Source organism: Methylococcus sp. EFPC2 (assembly GCF_016925495.1).
In the GTDB taxonomy this organism is placed as follows: Bacteria; Pseudomonadota; Gammaproteobacteria; order Methylococcales; family Methylococcaceae; genus EFPC2.
This window is the reverse complement of sequence record NZ_CP070491.1, coordinates 4,210,936-4,226,837: the sequence shown is the minus strand read 5'-3', so window position 1 is coordinate 4,226,837 and position 15,902 is coordinate 4,210,936. Positions and strand designations below refer to the sequence as shown.

Here is a 15,902-nt window from a genome sequence, read left to right as displayed (position 1 = left end):
GCCTTGTCGATGTCTTGGAAAACGTACACTTCGCGGATGTCAGACACCCTGTTGGCTTTCACCAAACTGTTTGGGTGTTATATGGTCAAGCCACACGGGCAATTAGTATTGGTTAGCTTCACGCATTACTGCGCTTCCACACCCAACCTATCAACCTGGTGGTCTACCAGGGCCCTTCAGGGGACTCGAGGTCCCAGGGAGATCTTATCTTGGGAGGGGCTTCCCGCTTAGATGCTTTCAGCGGTTATCCTGTCCGAACATAGCTACCCGGCAATGCTTCTGGCGAAACAACCGGAACACCAGAGGTTCGTTCACTCCGGTCCTCTCGTACTAGGAGCAACTTCCCTCAAATCTCCAACGCCCACGGCAGATAGGGACCGAACTGTCTCACGACGTTCTAAACCCAGCTCGCGTACCACTTTAAATGGCGAACAGCCATACCCTTGGGACCGACTACAGCCCCAGGATGTGATGAGCCGACATCGAGGTGCCAAACACCGCCGTCGATATGAACTCTTGGGCGGTATCAGCCTGTTATCCCCGGAGTACCTTTTATCCGTTGAGCGATGGCCCTTCCATACAGAACCACCGGATCACTAAGACCTACTTTCGTACCTGCTCGACGTGTTTGTCTCGCAGTCAAGCGCGCTTTTGCCTTTACACTCTGTGCGTGATTTCCGACCACGCTGAGCGCACCTTCGTGCTCCTCCGTTACTCTTTGGGAGGAGACCGCCCCAGTCAAACTACCCACCATGCACGGTCCCCGATCCGGATTACGGACCTGGGTTAGAACTCCAAATAGACCAGGGTGGTATTTCAAGGTTGGCTCCACGCAAACTGGCGTCTGCGCTTCAAAGCCTCCCACCTATCCTACACAAGTCGATTCAAAGTCCAGTGCAAAGCTATAGTAAAGGTTCACGGGGTCTTTCCGTCTAGCCGCGGGTACACTGCATCTTCACAGCGATTTCAATTTCACTGAGTCTCGGGTGGAGACAGTGTGGCCATCGTTACGCCATTCGTGCAGGTCGGAACTTACCCGACAAGGAATTTCGCTACCTTAGGACCGTTATAGTTACGGCCGCCGTTTACCGGGGCTTCGATCAAGAGCTTCGCCTTGCGGCTGACCCCATCAATTAACCTTCCGGCACCGGGCAGGCGTCACACCCTATACGTCCACTTTCGTGTTTGCAGAGTGCTGTGTTTTTAATAAACAGTCGCAGCCACCGTTTCACTGCAACCTCGTTGGGCTCCATGAGCAAGTCACTTCACCTACTTGAGGCATACCTTCTCCCGAAGTTACGGTATCATTTTGCCTAGTTCCTTCACCCGAGTTCTCTCAAGCGCCTTAGAATTTTCATCCTGCCCACCTGTGTCGGTTTTGGTACGGCCTCTTACAACCTGAAGCTTAGAGGTTTTTCTTGGAAGCCTGGCATCAATCACTTCTGCTCTTACGAGCTCGTCATCACGTCTCGACATTAGGGTTCCGGATTTGCCTAAAACCCCTGCCTACACGCTTAAACCGGGACTACCAACACCCGGCTGACCTAGCCTTCTCCGTCACCCCATCGCAGTTGTAACAGGTACAGGAATATTAACCTGTTTTCCATCGACTACGCCTTTCGGCCTCGCCTTAGGAGCCGACTAACCCTGCGCCGATTAACGTTGCGCAGGAAACCTTGGGCTTTCGGCGTGCGGGTTTTTCACCCGCATTATCGTTACTTATGTCAGCATTCGCACTTCCGATACCTCCAGCCAACCTTACGGTTGACCTTCTCAGGCGTACGGAACGCTCCTCTACCACTTGACGCTGAGCGTCAAATCCGCAGCTTCGGTACATGGCTTGAGCCCCGTTGAATCTTCCGCGCAGGCCGACTCGACCAGTGAGCTATTACGCTTTCTTTAAAGGATGGCTGCTTCTAAGCCAACCTTCTGGCTGTCTGTGCCTTCCCACATCGTTTTCCACTGAGCCATGATTTTGGGACCTTAGCTGGCGGTCTGGGTTGTTTCCCTTTTCACGACGAACGTTATCACCCGCCGTGTGTCTCCCGTGCTTGCACTTCTCGGTATTCGGAGTTTGCAACGGTTTGGTAAGTCGGGATGACCCCCTAGCCGTAACAGTGCTCTACCCCCGAGAGTGATACACGAGGCGCTACCTAAATAGCTTTCGAGGAGAACCAGCTATCTCCGAGCTTGATTAGCCTTTCACTCCGATCCACAACTCATCCGAATCTTTTTCAACAGATCCCGGTTCGGGCCTCCAGTGCGTTTTACCGCACCTTCACCCTGGTCATGGATAGATCGCCCGGTTTCGGGTCTACTCCCAGCGACTGAATCGCCCTATTCAGACTCGCTTTCGCTACGCCTCCCCTAGTCGGTTAAGCTCGCCACTGAAAGTAAGTCGCTGACCCATTATACAAAAGGTACGCAGTCACCTAACAAAGTAGGCTCCCACTGCTTGTACGCATACGGTTTCAGGTTCTATTTCACTCCGCTCACCGCGGTTCTTTTCGCCTTTCCCTCACGGTACTGGTTCACTATCGGTCGGTAAGGAGTATTTAGCCTTGGAGGATGGTCCCCCCATGTTCAGACAAGGTTTCACGTGCCTCGCCTTACTCGATTTCACATTAGTAAGATTTTCGTGTACGGGGCTATCACCCACTATGGCGCGACTTTCCAGACGCTTCCACTAATCTTACTGATGCTTAAGGGCTGCTCCCCGTTCGCTCGCCACTACTTGGGGAATCTCGGTTGATTTCTTTTCCTCGAGGTACTTAGATGTTTCAGTTCCCTCGGTTCGCTTCCAGCAGCTATGTATTCACTGCAGGATACCTGTCTTATGACAGGTGGGTTTCCCCATTCGGACATCTCCGGGTCACAGGTTGTTTGCCACCTCACCGAAGCTTTTCGCAGGCTGCCACGTCCTTCATCGCCTCTTACCGCCTAGGCATCCACCGTATGCGCTTATTCACTTGACCATATAACCCCAAAAAGTTTGAAGTCATACAGCAATGCTGACATCTCGCGTGTTATGCTTTCGCTCCAATGGCTCAAGGCCATCTTCACTGAGCATTACAGTGTACGTTTTCCAAATTGTTAAAGAACAGTCATCCACAAATGATGACTCGCAAGCATTACTCGGTTCATACTGCTTGCGGCTCATCAATCGCCGATCACTTGAGTTATGGTGGAGTCAGGGAGGATCGAACTCCCGACCTCCTGCGTGCAAGGCAGGCGCTCTCCCAGCTGAGCTATGACCCCTCAATGGTGGGTCTGGGAGGACTCGAACCTCCGACCTCACCCTTATCAGGGGTGCGCTCTAACCACCTGAGCTACAGACCCGAGCTCTTCGTCTTGATCAAATAATTTGTTGTGGACACTTACGCTCCGCATTGAAGCGAGCTTATATAAGGAGGTGATCCAGCCGCAGGTTCCCCTACGGCTACCTTGTTACGACTTCACCCCAGTCATGAATCACACCGTGGTAAGCGCCCCCCTTGCGGTTAGACTACCTACTTCTGGTGCAACCCACTCCCATGGTGTGACGGGCGGTGTGTACAAGGCCCGGGAACGTATTCACCGCGGCATTCTGATCCGCGATTACTAGCGATTCCGACTTCATGCAGTCGAGTTGCAGACTGCAATCCGGACTAAGATCGGCTTTGTGGGATTAGCTCCACCTCGCGGCTTGGCTGCCCTCTGTACCGACCATTGTAGCACGTGTGTAGCCCTGGCCATAAGGGCCATGATGACTTGACGTCATCCCCACCTTCCTCCGGTTTATCACCGGCGGTCTCCTTAGAGTTCCCGACTTTACTCGCTGGCAACTAAGGACAAGGGTTGCGCTCGTTACGGGACTTAACCCAACATCTCACGACACGAGCTGACGACAGCCATGCAGCACCTGTGTTCGCGCTCCCGAAGGCACCCCCGCATCTCTGCAGGGTTCGCGACATGTCAAGGCCAGGTAAGGTTCTTCGCGTTGCATCGAATTAAACCACATGCTCCACCGCTTGTGCGGGCCCCCGTCAATTCATTTGAGTTTTAACCTTGCGGCCGTACTCCCCAGGCGGTCAACTTAACGCGTTAGCTGCGCCACTGAGAACCTAATTGCTCCCAACGGCTAGTTGACATCGTTTACAGCGTGGACTACCAGGGTATCTAATCCTGTTTGATCCCCACGCTTTCGTACCTCAGCGTCAGTGTTGGTCCAGGTAGCCGCCTTCGCCACTGGTGTTCCTTCCGATCTCTACGCATTTCACTGCTACACCGGAAATTCCACTACCCTCTCCCACACTCGAGTCTGACAGTATCCAATGCAGTTCCCAGGTTAAGCCCAGGGCTTTCACATCAGACTTATCAAACCGCCTACGCACGCTTTACGCCCAGTAATTCCGATTAACGCTCGCACCCTCCGTATTACCGCGGCTGCTGGCACGGAGTTAGCCGGTGCTTATTCTGCAGGTAACGTCAATGCAAAAGGGTATTAGCCTTCCGCCCTTCTTTCCTGCTTAAAGTGCTTTACAACCCGCAGGCCTTCTTCACACACGCGGCATTGCTGGATCAGGCTTGCGCCCATTGTCCAATATTCCCCACTGCTGCCTCCCGTAGGAGTCTGGGCCGTGTCTCAGTCCCAGTGTGGCTGGTCGTCCTCTCAGACCAGCTAAGGATCGTCGCCTTGGTAGGCCTTTACCCTACCAACTAGCTAATCCTACGCAGGCTCATCCACCGGCGCGAGGTCCGAAGATCCCCCGCTTTCCCCCGTAGGGCTTATGCGGTATTAGCTCTCCTTTCGGAGAGTTATCCCCCACCCGTGGGCAGATTCCTACGCGTTACTCACCCGTCCGCCACTCGTCAGCGCCCGAAGGCCTGTTACCGTTCGACTTGCATGTGTTAAGCATGCCGCCAGCGTTCAATCTGAGCCATGATCAAACTCTTCAGTTTAATGGCTTTGCCAGGTTACCCTGGACTTTATCTTGAATCGACTAAGCGCGTGTTACGCACTCACATCGAAATTTATTAAGACTGGCTTAATGCATTCGAACGCAAGCGCCCACACAAATTATTTGATCAATTTTTTAAAGAACCCGGCACCGTTAGCTCCGTGCCGTTCAAGAGCCGCTCATTTTACAGCACCCAACCACCCTGTCAACCCCTTCGTCCGAAGCCGCAAACCCAACCAGCTCCAAAACCCTCTTCCCTAAGCCCACTGCAAAACCTCAACGCTCCCACCCTCCCGCTTCAGTGCCTAGCACCTCACCGGAAGAGCTGCGCATTCTGAAGAATTTATGAGCAACTGTCAACACCTTTGTAACCTGCTGGTCACATTGATGTGTCTATTCCTTCAAACGGCCGTACCACCTACCGTGATGCCATCGATACGCAAAGTGGGCTGACCTACGCCCACTGGCACGCTTTGGCCCTCCTTGCCGCAACTCCCCACGCCGCTATCCAAAGCCAGATCATTGCCGACCATGCTGACCCGATTCATCACGTCCGGACCGTTGCCGATCAGGGTTGCGCCCTTAACGGGCCGAGTGATTTTTCCATTTTCGATCAGATAAGCCTCGCTCGTCGAGAAAACGAACTTGCCGGATGTGATGTCGACCTGACCGCCGCCGAAATTGCGCGCATAAAGCCCCGTCTTCACGGAAGCGATGATTTCGTCGGGATCGTGTTCTCCCGCCAGCATAAATGTGTTCGTCATGCGCGGCATCGGCAAGTGGGCATACGACTCCCGACGTCCGTTACCCGTAGGTTTGACGTTCATCAGGCGGGCGTTCAACTTGTCCTGCATATAGCCCTTGAGTATGCCCTTTTCGATGAGTACGGTGGATTGAGTGGGCGTACCTTCGTCATCGATATTAAGCGAACCGCGTCGTTCAGGAATCGACCCGTCATCCACCACGGTGCATAACGGAGAAGCCACGCGCTCGCCGATGCGTCCGCTGAACGCGGATGTCCCCTTACGGTTGAAATCGCCCTCCAGACCATGGCCGACCGCCTCATGCAACATGACGCCGGGCCAACCCGATCCGAGCACAACCGTCATGCTGCCGGCTGGCGCATCGACCGCATCCAGATTTATCAATGCCTGCCTTACCGCCTCGCGGGCATAACTTTCCGCCCGACCGTCCTCCAGAAAATAGCGATAGTCCTTGCGTGCCCCACCGCCATGACTGCCCTGCTCGCGCCGTCCGTTCTGCTGCACGATGACGCTGACATTAAGCCTGACGAGCGGGCGGACGTCGCCGTGCATTACACCATCCTGATCCACGACCATGACTACGTCATGAGCGCCCACGAGGCTGACCATTACCTGCTCCACCCTCGGATCGATTTTCCGCGCCACTTCGTCGAGTCGGCGCAACAGATCGATTTTTTCCTCTTCGGGCAGAGACTGCAGAGGATCGATGGGACTATATAAGGCAGGCGCTCGCGCCGCGTTGCTGAGCGCTATGCGTTCATTTTGTCCGCCGTGAGCGATGGCTCGCGCGCTTTTGGCCGCCTCCAACAGCGCAGGCAGGGCGATTTCGTCGCTATAGGCAAAGCCGGTTTTTTCTCCCGCCACCGCCCGCACTCCGACGCCCTGTTCTATGCTGTGACTCGCTTCCTTGACGATGCCATCCTCCAGACCCCAGGACTCATAACGGCTGTGCTGCAGATAGATGTCGGCGGCGTCGATTTTCGATCCCAGCAACTGACCCATGGCCTTGTCGAGATCGGAAGAGACCAGGCCGGCCGGTTCGAGTATGGTTTGCCGTGCAATGGTCAAGGATAGGTTGGTCATCGTCGTACTCACGGAATTAGGAATTTGATCCGCACTGTACCATCATCGGCAATACAATCGGCGATGGTGGAGCGCCGGAAAAGTGATTCTAACCTTCGTCAGTTGCTCCGAATCGACTTCGGCCACCACGACGCCGGAACCGCTGGGCTGGGACGCCAAAACCTTACCCCAGGGATCGACGATCATGCTGTGACCATAGGTTTCCCGGCCGTTTACGTGAAACCCACCCTGATTACTGGCTATGGTGTAGCAGAGGTTCTCCACGGCTCGCGCGCGGACCAGGATATCCCAGTGCGCCGCGCCGGTACGCGCGGTGAACGCGGCCGGGACCGCCAGTATGTCCATGCCATGATCCGCCAGTTGGCGAAACAGTTCAGGGAAACGCAGGTCGTAACATATGGCCACGCCCAAGCGGCCGAACGGCGTATCGACCACCAAAGCCTGTTCGCCTGGCTCGATCGTGTTGGATTCGCGGTATTGTTCGTTGCTGCCGGGTACGTCGACATCGAACAAATGAATCTTGTCGTAACGGCCGACCCGTTCGCCACGCGAGTTGAACACGAGGGTGGTCGCCCTGACCTTGCCCGCCCCGGCCTGCACGGGTATCGTCCCGCCCACCAGCCAGACCTTGTGCTTCTCAGCCGTCTTGCTCAAAAATTCCTGTATCGGCCCCGCGCCATCCGGCTCGGCGACCGACAGCTTGTCGGTTTCGCTCATCCCCATGATGGCGAAATTTTCAGGCAGGACCACTAAGCCGGCTTTTTGCTCGGCGGCCTTTGCCACCAGCCGGCCAGCTTCGATCAGATTGGCGCCTACGTTGGGGCTGGACGCCATCTGGACCGCCGCGCACACCGTTTTCGTCATGGTTGTAGCTCTCCTTCTTGTGATTCAAAACCGGACAATTCTTTAAGACCCGACCATGCGCGATTGATCATATCCATCGGCATGTACCCGGATTCGTTGGTCACCCTGGGGCTGTTCCAAGGTCCCGAGACCTCGTAATGACTGGCCGTGATGGCATCGACCTCATCGCCGACCAGGCGCTGGGCCAGCAACACGGCCGCGCCGACCGCAGGTCCACCGGCCAGGGTTCCGGCGATCGGCAAGGCGACCGAGGTGTGCGGCACGACGGCGATTTGCATGTCGAGATCCTTGTCGACCAAGCCGGCGCGTCCACTCACGAAGATATTGGCTGCTGCGGCCTCGATCAGAAAACTTTCCGTCCGCGCCTGCCCGCCCCCGAGGGTAAACCGCCCTGCCACGCTGTCGTAAGCCAGACCCTTACCGAACATGTCGCTGAAATCCAGGCGTAAGCGGCGGCTCAAAGTGCTCAAGTTTAACATGCCGATCACTCGTCCCAGCCCAGGCTCCACCTGAAGCAAGCCGCCCTTACCGAGTTTCATGTCGATATGCCCCGCCACCCGCGCCGCGGAAAACCGCTGCGGTCCGCCGGGCCAATTCAGGTTGAAACGCAGATGGGATTCGGTGTCGCGTATCTCCCGGCCATAGCCCAGTTCCTCGACGAAGCGCCCCATATCCTTTACGTCCAGACTCCCGTCCAACGACGTTTCCGGGCCTGTCTCGGCCTTCATCCAGCGCCCCTTGAGCTTGAGCTGGTGATTGCTGCTGCCCAGCGTCAAATGCCGGATATTCAAGCCCTGGGTCCAGCGCTCCGCCTCGAGGTCCAAAACTCCGAGCGCACTGCCCTGCCAAAGCGTCTGCTTGCTGCGCAGTTTCAGGGCCGGCAAGCGGGAAGGATCGACGTCGCCGCCGTCGTCAGGCGCGATCGGCTGCGCCAGCTTCGGCCACTTCAACGTATCGAGGTCGAGCGTCAATTTGGGCGGACTGAACTCCGGCACATTAAGCTCGAACCGCCCCTTGCCGTAGAGCGTGTCCAGCGTACCGCGCCAGGTGTCATCGGACCGGCTCCCACGCAGATCAAGGTGGCCCAGTTCCTTTTCGTCCCACGTACAACGGTCTATGGAAATATCTACGACATCCGGCGCGAGCGGAAACGCTGCCGTTTTGTCGGTCTGGCCGCCGTCCAGTGCCGTAGCCCAGGCCGCCAGGTTAAGCTCGGGGAGATCGAAATGGAGGCGTAAGCCCGTCGTGCCGCCAGGTGGCGACAAGGGCGCCCCCACGGCAAGCTCCCCCCCCGTTACCTGCAGGCCTTGCGCCGTATCTGCCAGCGCGAATCGCGCCTTGAGTTCGGAGCCATAAGCCACCTGCAGGGACGACCGTCCGGCCTGCTGAAACAGCAAATCCAACTGAAAATCCCGTTTCGAGCGCTCGATCTTGCCCAAGGGGGCCGGCAGTTCCAGGCTCAGGCCGTTCAAGTCGGAAGCCAGATGCATGCGGAACGGGCGGCTGCTGGCATCCATGGTTTCCGGAATGGCCAGTTCGAGGCGATAAGCCGCCTGCCCGGCGATGCGCCGTCCGCCGAGTGCCGGGAAGGTTTTGGTCAAGGATTTGATTCCAACCCGGCCGTTCGCGCCGATCAGGATGTCGCCGGGACTCTGCTCGACCGTGATATCGACGGGCTCGTCCAGCATCTGCGCCCGGATACCCTGCGCCGCCAGCCCTTCGTTGCGGAATCCCAGATCGCCCTGAATATGGGAAAGCGTTAGTCCCAGCGCGGGTAGTTCCAAGGCCGCATCCGTCAGGCGCGCCCTGCCGTCGACTCTCACCTCGCTCATCCCTTCGCTGATGGGCACCTGCAAATTCAACGAAATCGCCGTCGTACCCGCCGGATTGGCTGCTTTCAGCAAATGCTCGGGAATGCGCCGCAACGGAGTCCTGCTCAGGAATTGCATGGCCTGGGGAACGGTGGTTTCCACCTCGCCGGTGATCGCCAGCCAGTCTTCACGGACCAGATCGCCCACTTCCGCATGCGCCGAGCGTATCTGCGCATCGCCGATGCGGCCGGCGTCGGCTTCGATCACCATGCCCCGACTGCGGAACGCGATCAGGCCATGTACGTCGTAGAGATGCGGCCACTCGGGATTGAAATCCAGCTCCATGCCCTCGGCTTGTACCTGGGCCTGGAGCACACCCTCACCGTTGGCGAAGGGGAAGTCGCGCAAATACCCGTGGAACAGGAAGTCAGCGCGCGGAACCCGCCCGGCCTCGAAAGCCTCGGTCAACCAATTTGCCGACAGGCGCGGCATGACGGCCACGGGCAGATAGTCGCGGATCGCCGCGGCATGCACGTCGCGCAAACCGGCTCGCACGCTCAGGAAGGGCGAACGGTTCCCGTCCTTGGGCAATACCAGCAGAAAACGCCCGGCCAGATTCAGTCCCGGCGCGCTCGCTTTCGACACCTCGCCGTTCAGCGACCATGCTTCGTCGTCCTGGCGCCAACCCAGTTCGCCGTCCAGGGTGGATAGGTGCAAGTCTTTGGGCCATAGGGTTCTAAAACCCAGCTCGCTGTCGCGCAACGCCAGCCGAAGCCGACCGTGCCTATCGTTGCCGCAGAGAGAGCCGCTCAGACCGCGGCCGCCCGGCAAACCGTCGAGTGCCTTCGCACCGAACTGGTCAAAACGCGTACATAAGGCCCACTCCGTCCGGCTGGTATAGGCCAGCCGGACATCGCTGAGTTCGCCTTGAAGGGCGAGCGCCCTCACACGCGCGCGGCTTTCCTCATTCAGCAGCGGCAAGGCATCCAGCAGCACGCGCAAGTCGTCGAGGGACACTCGCGTCGCTGCCGCGCGCAGCACCGGCTCGCTTCCGGTTCCGGTCGACTCGTAGGCCAGGGCCAGATCGACCGGGGCGACCGGCTGGTCGAACAAGGCCAGCCGCACGCCCTTGAAGTCCGCTTGCCAACCGCTCTTCGTCGCCTGCCACAGAAAATCGCCTTGCAGCCGGTTCAGGACCAGGCTGTGTTCCTCCGCTGGTTCGGCGGCATGATGAGCCAAGGCCGCCTTGAGCGCAGTCAGCCGGCCCGCGATCTGGCTCGGCTGGCCGTCCCGCACCTCGCCCCACAAGGCGAAATCGACACTGCCCCCTCGTACCCGCCATGGGAAATCGACCGGTACCTCGATAGCCCCCGGACGCAAGCCCTGGGCAGCCACATAAAACCGGCCATCCAATTCATCCAGCCGCTCGGGCAGTCCCTGCCACTCGCCCGCCAGAACCACCCTGCCGCCCAGATCTACCGGCAAATCCAGGGTGATATTCACCCCATGACGGCCGTCTTCGTTCTCCAACATAAAATCGGCGCGCCCCAACCATCGTGTGGCGTCGCCGGTTCGTTCGTCACGCCAGCCCAGCTCGATATCCCGCAGTTCGATCTGCCCGAGAGCCATCAGCCAAGCGGGCCGCCCCCCGCTTCCTGCCACCCCGAGCAGGCCGAATCGACCTTCGGCATCCCGCCGCACCACCACACGCGCGCCTTCCAGGCTCAAGCTGCGCCAGACCGGCCGACCGCTCAACACGGTACGAGGCAAATCGAGGCGCACGCACAAGCGCTCGAATGACAGCGCCGGTCCTCCGGAAGTCGGATCAAGCAGGCTGAAGCCTTTCAGCACGATCACCGGCTCGAAGCCCCTCATGTCGGCGGCCAGGGTTCCGATTTCCACCGGCGCGCCGAGCTGTTTGGCGATTTCGCTCGCCAGAGTCACCCGGTAAGCGGCCGCCTGAGGGATGAGCCAGAAACGAATGACACTGAGCGCCAGGGCACTGGCCACCAGCAGACTCAGCAATACGTAGCGCGTCACACGCCCGAGATGCGGGAGGAGCTTCAGCAAAGTCCGGACGGATCAGAGCAAGACCACATCGTATTGCTCCTGGTTGTACTGCGCCTCGGCGCGGAATTTGACGGTGACGTTCAGGAAGGTTTCCAGCTCGGACAGCATGTCGGCCTCCTCGTCCAGCAAGCGCTCGACCACCTCGTTGGAGGCGAGCACCAGCAGCTCCTGCACGTTGTACTGACGGACTTCGCGGATGATTTCGCGGAATATCTCCAGACACACGGTTTCGGCCGTTTTCAGCATACCGCGTCCGCTGCAGGTCGGGCAGGGCTCGCACAACACATGTTCCAGGCTCTCGCGCGTGCGTTTGCGGGTCATCTCCACCAGGCCCAGCGCCGAGACCTCGCTGATGCTGTTCTTCGCGTGATCCTTTTCCAGGCTCTTGGACAAGGCCTGCAGCACCTGCTGCTTGTGGTCCTCGTCCTGCATGTCGATGAAATCGATGATGATGATGCCGCCCAGATTGCGCAGCCTGAGCTGCCGGGCAATGGTCTGCGCCGCTTCCAGATTGGTCTTGAAGATGGTCTCTTCCAGGTTGCGGCCGCCGACGAAGGCACCGGTGTTGACGTCCACCGTGGTCATGGCCTCGGTCTGGTCGAAGATCAGGTAGCCGCCCGATTTGAGCGCCACCTTGCGCTCCAGGGCGCGCTGGATCTCCTCTTCGACACCATAGAGATCGAACAGCGGCCGTTCGCCGGAATAATGTTCGATCAGCGGCACCGTTTCCGTCACGAACTCCTTGCCGAACTTGAGCAGACGGGAATAGGTCTCGCGCGAATCGACGCGGATCTTTTCCACCTTGCTGCAGTGCAGATCGCGCAGCACCCTCATCGCCAAGGGCAAATCCTCGTGCAGCAGGGTCTTGACCTTGACGGTCTTGATGCGTTGGGCGATGGAATTCCACAGCTTCTGCAGGAACAGCATGTCGGCGCGCAGGGCAGCCTCGTCGACGCCTTCCGCGGCGGTGCGCACGATGAAGCCGCCGGTATTGTGGTCGCGCTGGAAACCTTCCACGCAGGCCCTAAGGCGCGCGCGCTCCGCGTCGCACTCGATGCGTTGCGAAACGCCGCTGACCTTGGCGTAAGGCATGTAGACTTGATATACGGACGGCACCGAGACTTCCGTGGTCAAACGCGCGCCCTTGGCGCCGATGGGATCCTTGACCACTTGGACCACCAGGTCCTGCCCTTCCCGGAACACCAGCTCGATCTGATTGTCGACCGCTTTCTCGCGCTCCGCCGCGTTGAGATCGGACACGTGCAGAAAGGCCGCCCGCTCCAGCCCCACGTCCACGAACACCGCCTGCATGCCTGGCAAGACCCGGCACACCCGGCCCTTGTAGATATTGCCCACCAGCCCGCGGCTGCGCGCCCGCTCTATCATCACGTCCTGCAGGACGCCGTTTTCGACCACCGCGACGCGGGTCTCCGGCGGCGTGACATTGATCAGAATTTCGTCGCTCATGCGGAATCCGGGGTCAGAATGGGAATGCCGGACTGGCTCAACAAGCCGGCGGTTTCGTACAAGGGCAAACCCATCACGCCGGAATAACTGCCGCTCAAGTGGCGTACGAAAATCGCGCCCAGACCCTGGATGGCGTAGGCTCCGGCTTTATCTCGCGGCTCGCCGCTGGCCCAGTAGGCGCGGACTTCAGCTTCCGCGATATCGCGGAAGCTCACTTCGCTGACGCTGAGCACCTGGCTGTGCCCGCCGTCCGTGCATAAGGACACGGCGCTCAGCACGCGGTGCGCGCGCCCGGACAATCGCTTCAGCATCCACACGCCGTGCTCGAGATCGCGCGGCTTGCCGAAAATCTCGCCGTCCAGCACCACTTCGGTATCGGCGCCGAGCACCGGCCGCGTGGCACCGCTCGCCGACCAGCCCGCCTCGGCCTTTTCCCGTGCCACCCGACGGACATAGGCCTCAGGCGATTCGCCGGCTTCCGGGACCTCGGCCAGCGCTAGCGGAAAGACGTCGAATTTCACGCCGATCTGTGCGAGCAATTCGCGCCGGCGGGGCGAGGCGGATGCGAGGATGAGTTGAGGGCCGCTCATGCTAACGATGATAGGGATGATGCTGCAGGATACTCCAGGCCCGATAGATTTGCTCGGCCACGAGTATGCGCACCAAAGGATGCGGCAGGGTCAAGGCCGACAGTTTCCAGCGCTCGTCGGCCAGAGCCAGGCATTCGGCGGCTAGGCCGTCCGGTCCTCCAACCAGCAGGGAGACATTGCGCCCGTCGCCCAGCCAGCGGGTCAAGCTGTGGGCGAGCTGCTCCGTGGACCATTCCCGTCCGCTCAAATCCAGGGCCACCACGCGGTCGCCGGCCGGTATCGCGGCCAGCATCTTCTGCCCCTCGTCGGCCATCGCCCGGGCGATATCGGCATTCTTGCCGCGCTGGCCGGGTGCGATTTCCTTGAGCCGCAACTCGCATTCGCGCGGCAGGCGCTTGGCATATTCCCCGTAGCCCTCGCTCACCCAATCGGGCATGCGCTGACCCACGGCGATCAATTGAATCTGCATCCGGTACCAGGCGCAGTGCCGCAAACGCGGAACCCGCGTGCCGGCAACAAAGGAGACAACATCGATAAATGGATCAGAACGGAGTGGTGGACGGCGTCGGCCCGATCTTTGGGCAAGCGCCATTTTGACCTAGCGGCCGGCGAACTGCTAGCCTCGCGGTTCCCGCGATCTCCTATCCAGGGCACTGGAAAGCCCGCCGCCTACTTCCCATGCACGAACCGCTCATACTGCTCGGCACCCTGGCTTTTTTCGCCGGCCTGATCGACTCCGCCGTCGGCGGCGGTGGGCTGATACAGATACCGGCCTTGTTCACCACCCTGCCCGACGCTCCACCCGCCACCCTGTTCGGCACCAACAAGTTCGCCAGCATCTGCGGAACGGCCACTGCGGCACGCAGCTATATCCGCCGGGTGCGACTGCCCTGGCCGCTGGTTTTGCCAGCGGCTGTGTCGGCTTTCGTCCTGTCGTTCGCCGGCGCGGCCGCGGTCAGTTTCGTGCCGGGTGCCGCGATGAAACCCGTCGTCCTGGTCCTGCTCATCGTGATGGCGGTTTATACCTTGTGGCGCAAGAATTTCGGCCGTTTGCACAAGCCCAAGGCCATCGGCAGACGCGAACGCCGGCAGGCGGCCGCAATCGGCGGGGCCATCGGCTTTTACGACGGCCTGTTCGGGCCGGGCACCGGGAGTTTTCTGATCTTCCTGTTCATCCGCTTCTTCGCCTTCGACTTCCTGCATGCTTCGGCGGCGGCCAAGTTCGTCAACTTCGCCACCAATCTCGCGGCGCTTTGCTTTTTCGTGCCCTCGGGGAACCTTCTGCCCGGCTACGCCGTCGCGATGGCGGCGTGCAACATCGCCGGCAGCCTGGTCGGAACGCGGCTGGCGCTGCGAGGGGGGGCAGGATTGGTCAGGTGGCTGTTCCTGATCTTGCTCGGCGCGCTGATCGGCAAATTCGCCTGCGACCTGATCCTGATGCGCTAAGGCTCGCGGTATATGCGCTCGGTACCGTCAACGACCTGCCGCCCTTCGCGGTGATAGGACGAAGCCGTCATTTATGTCGATCCGGCCGGGCATTGGCGATGCGGTTAGAGACGGCGATACCGACCGGACGACAGGAATGCCCGCAGCGGTTCGGTGCCGAAGCCGGTGATCTTCGTCTCGATGAAGCCGACGCAGAGACGGTTCTCGGCCGCTCGCGCCAGCGGGCCGAGTATCGTCCGGGCAGGATGCCGGGGTCTAGGGTTCAGGCCGAACGCCGAGTCCCACACGTTTTTCCAGCACCTCGAGCGCCAACCCATCGACCTTGAGTGTCCACAGTGCCGGATTGACCGGAAACTCATGCAGCACGCCGGTACGGCGATAGCCACGGCGGCCGTAAAACGCAATCAGTTCGTGGCGCAGCGTGATGACATGCAGGACGATCTTGTCGACCTGCCATTCCGTCCGGGCGGTTTCTTCCGCGCGAGACAGCAGATGCTTGCCGACCCCTTGCCCCTGACGGGTCGGATCGACCACGAACATGCCCAGGTTGGCGTCGCCGCCGGCTTTTTCGATATGCACGGAGCCGATGATCGCCTCCGCGTGTTCACAAAGCAGGATGATGGAATCCCGGCGGGCGATCAGTTGCCGAATATCTGCGGTATCCGTCCGCAGCCCGTCCAGCAAATGGGCTTCGGTCGTCCAACCCAGGCGGCTTCGTTCGCCGCGGTAGGCGGAGTTAATCAGCGCGGCGACGCTTTCGGCCTCGTCGGCAACGGCTTTGCGGAAGGTCAGCGACATGTTGGCTTGCCGATCGGCAATCCCTTACCCGCCATTACGCATAGCGATTCCAGCTCCCCGTAGCCGACT

8 protein-coding genes, 2 tRNA genes and 2 rRNA genes are annotated in these 15,902 nt (G+C 59.5%); 1 reads left to right on the top strand and 11 read right to left on the bottom strand.

Annotated elements, in window-relative coordinates; genetic code table 11:
• Window positions 1-81: 81 nt before the first annotated feature.
• From JWZ97_RS18160 to rlmH, 10 genes are all read right to left on the bottom strand, one after another.
• Window positions 82-2,975, bottom strand: a 23S ribosomal RNA gene (locus JWZ97_RS18160).
• Between the two features lie 207 nt (window positions 2,976-3,182).
• Window positions 3,183-3,258: transfer RNA gene (locus JWZ97_RS18155), tRNA-Ala, on the bottom strand.
• Window positions 3,259-3,262: 4 nt separating this feature from the next.
• Window positions 3,263-3,339, bottom strand: a tRNA-Ile gene (locus JWZ97_RS18150).
• 66 nt (window positions 3,340-3,405) lie between these two features.
• A 16S ribosomal RNA gene (locus JWZ97_RS18145) occupies window positions 3,406-4,941 on the bottom strand.
• The 16S and 23S rRNA genes sit together here with 2 tRNA genes alongside, the layout of an rRNA operon.
• 400 nt (window positions 4,942-5,341) lie before the next feature.
• Window positions 5,342-6,787, bottom strand: a complete 1,446-nt coding sequence (gene tldD, locus JWZ97_RS18140; RefSeq protein ID WP_205432038.1) for a metalloprotease TldD — start codon at window positions 6,785-6,787, stop codon at window positions 5,342-5,344.
• Between the two features lie 42 nt (window positions 6,788-6,829).
• Window positions 6,830-7,651 (bottom strand): carbon-nitrogen hydrolase family protein, encoded by an 822-nt coding sequence (locus JWZ97_RS18135; RefSeq protein ID WP_205432035.1) that lies wholly within the window; start codon window positions 7,649-7,651, stop codon window positions 6,830-6,832.
• Entirely contained in the window at window positions 7,648-11,502 is a 3,855-nt protein-coding gene (locus tag JWZ97_RS18130) for a YhdP family protein (protein WP_205432033.1), read from the bottom strand. Before JWZ97_RS18130 ends, JWZ97_RS18135 begins: the two co-directional genes overlap by 4 nt.
• 42 nt (window positions 11,503-11,544) lie before the next feature.
• Window positions 11,545-12,999 carry a ribonuclease G gene (rng, locus tag JWZ97_RS18125; protein ID WP_205432031.1) on the bottom strand — a complete coding sequence of 485 codons (1,455 nt, stop codon included), beginning with the start codon at window positions 12,997-12,999 and terminating at the stop codon, window positions 11,545-11,547.
• A complete protein-coding gene (locus JWZ97_RS18120; protein WP_205432029.1) occupies window positions 12,996-13,589 on the bottom strand; it encodes a nucleoside triphosphate pyrophosphatase in 594 nt (197 codons plus the stop codon). The genes rng and JWZ97_RS18120 overlap by 4 nt, the downstream gene beginning before the upstream one ends.
• Before the next feature lies 1 nt (window position 13,590).
• Window positions 13,591-14,058 carry a 23S rRNA (pseudouridine(1915)-N(3))-methyltransferase RlmH gene (gene rlmH, locus JWZ97_RS18115; protein ID WP_205432027.1) on the bottom strand — a complete coding sequence of 156 codons (468 nt, stop codon included), beginning with the start codon at window positions 14,056-14,058 and terminating at the stop codon, window positions 13,591-13,593.
• 209 nt (window positions 14,059-14,267) lie between these two features.
• Here rlmH and JWZ97_RS18110 point away from each other — a divergent pair, with 209 nt between their 5' ends.
• Entirely contained in the window at window positions 14,268-15,035 is a 768-nt protein-coding gene (locus JWZ97_RS18110; protein WP_205432025.1) for a sulfite exporter TauE/SafE family protein, read from the top strand.
• A 255-nt stretch (window positions 15,036-15,290) separates the two neighbouring features.
• Here the strand turns inward: JWZ97_RS18110 and JWZ97_RS18105 are convergent, their stop codons facing one another.
• A complete protein-coding gene (locus JWZ97_RS18105; protein ID WP_205432023.1) occupies window positions 15,291-15,833 on the bottom strand; it encodes a GNAT family N-acetyltransferase in 543 nt (180 codons plus the stop codon).
• Between the last annotated feature and the right edge of the window lie 69 nt (window positions 15,834-15,902).

Excerpts from the sequence above, each read along its gene's own strand:
- tldD (WP_205432038.1), bottom strand. The coding sequence starts at position 6,787 with ATGACCAACCTATCCTTGACCATTGCACGGCAAACCATACTCGAACCG.
- JWZ97_RS18135 (WP_205432035.1), bottom strand. The coding sequence starts at position 7,651 with ATGACGAAAACGGTGTGCGCGGCGGTCCAGATGGCGTCCAGCCCCAAC.
- rng (WP_205432031.1), bottom strand. The coding sequence starts at position 12,999 with ATGAGCGACGAAATTCTGATCAATGTCACGCCGCCGGAGACCCGCGTC.
- JWZ97_RS18120 (WP_205432029.1), bottom strand. The coding sequence starts at position 13,589 with ATGAGCGGCCCTCAACTCATCCTCGCATCCGCCTCGCCCCGCCGGCGC.
- rlmH (WP_205432027.1), bottom strand. The coding sequence starts at position 14,058 with ATGCAGATTCAATTGATCGCCGTGGGTCAGCGCATGCCCGATTGGGTG.
- JWZ97_RS18110 (WP_205432025.1), top strand. The coding sequence starts at position 14,268 with ATGCACGAACCGCTCATACTGCTCGGCACCCTGGCTTTTTTCGCCGGC.
- JWZ97_RS18105 (WP_205432023.1), bottom strand. The coding sequence starts at position 15,833 with ATGTCGCTGACCTTCCGCAAAGCCGTTGCCGACGAGGCCGAAAGCGTC.